This window comes from Streptomyces sp. NPDC012510, assembly GCF_042955065.1.
Taxonomy (GTDB): Bacteria; Actinomycetota; Actinomycetes; order Streptomycetales; family Streptomycetaceae; genus Streptomyces.
This window is the reverse complement of sequence record NZ_JBIBEN010000111.1, coordinates 1-1036: the sequence shown is the minus strand read 5'-3', so window position 1 is coordinate 1036 and position 1036 is coordinate 1. Positions and strand designations below refer to the sequence as shown.

Annotated in this window: 1 protein-coding gene and 1 pseudogene; both read left to right on the top strand. The window is 74.3% G+C overall.

Annotated features, from left to right (window positions below; all coding sequences use genetic code 11):
- Nucleotides 1-18: 18 nt before the first annotated feature.
- Entirely contained in the window at nt 19-660 is a 642-nt protein-coding gene (locus ACFY9I_RS42685; RefSeq protein ID WP_391012966.1) for an alpha/beta family hydrolase, read from the top strand.
- Nucleotides 661-752: 92 nt separating this feature from the next.
- Nucleotides 753-1036, top strand: a pseudogene (locus ACFY9I_RS42680) (RNA polymerase subunit sigma); the annotation flags it as partial.

Genomic DNA, 1036 nt, shown 5'->3' with positions numbered 1-1036 from the left:
AGGGCACACTCTTCTGACGTGACCACCGTGACCGTACAGACCGTCCCCACCGACGCGGGCGACGCCCGTGTCACCTGGCATCCGGCCGCCCGGCCGCGCTTCGTCCTCGCCCTCGGCCACGGCGCCGGCGGCGGCATCGAGGCCCGCGACCTCCAGGCGCTGGCCCGTGTCCTGCCCGGCCACGGCGTCACCGTCGCCCTGGTCGAGCAGCCCTGGCGGGTGGCCGGCCGCAAGGTGGCACCGGCGCCGAAGACGCTGGACACCGGCTGGCGCGGGATCTGGCCGGCCGTCGCCGAGCCCGGGCTGCCGGTGATCTCCGGCGGGCGGTCGGCCGGGGCGCGGGTGGCCTGCCGTACCGCCGGGGAACTCGGCGCGCACGCCGTCCTCGCGCTCGGCTTCCCGCTGCATCCCCCGGGCCGCCCCGAGAAGTCCCGCGCCGCCGAACTGCTCGGCGCCGGGGTGCCCACGCTCGTCGTCCAGGGCGGCAACGACACCTTCGGCCGGCCCGCGGAGTTCCCCGAGGGCGGGGAGTACGACCTGGTGGAGGTGCCGTGGGGCGACCACGGCCTCGCGGTGCCCAAGCGGGCCGGGATCGGGCAGGAGGAGGCCCTGGAGATCGTCACGTCCGCCGTCGTGCGCTGGACCGCGTCGCTCGGGTAAAGGTTGGGGAATGTCGAGGCCCCCCTCTCTGTTGTGCGGATCAGAGGCGCCGGACACCCGGCACCGACGATGTGGGAGAGGAAGTCCGCCGCATGGGTTCGACCATCTGCCCGAGCCGCAGCAGCCGTACCGACCTGGACTGGACGGTGCTGCACGCGGCCCGGACCACCCCTGTTCGAGGGGCGGCCGGTACGGGTAGTCGTCTATCCTCCGATTCGAGTGGGACCGGTTTCGGTTCTGCCCGCGATCTTGAGGAGGTGGGTCCGGTCACCGGTACCGACGCAGGGACCGACAACGGCCAGGCGGAGCTGCCCGAGGGCCAGGGCACGCACGGCGCGAGCAGTTCGGAGTCGACCGCGCAGCGCAGCGCGCGCTT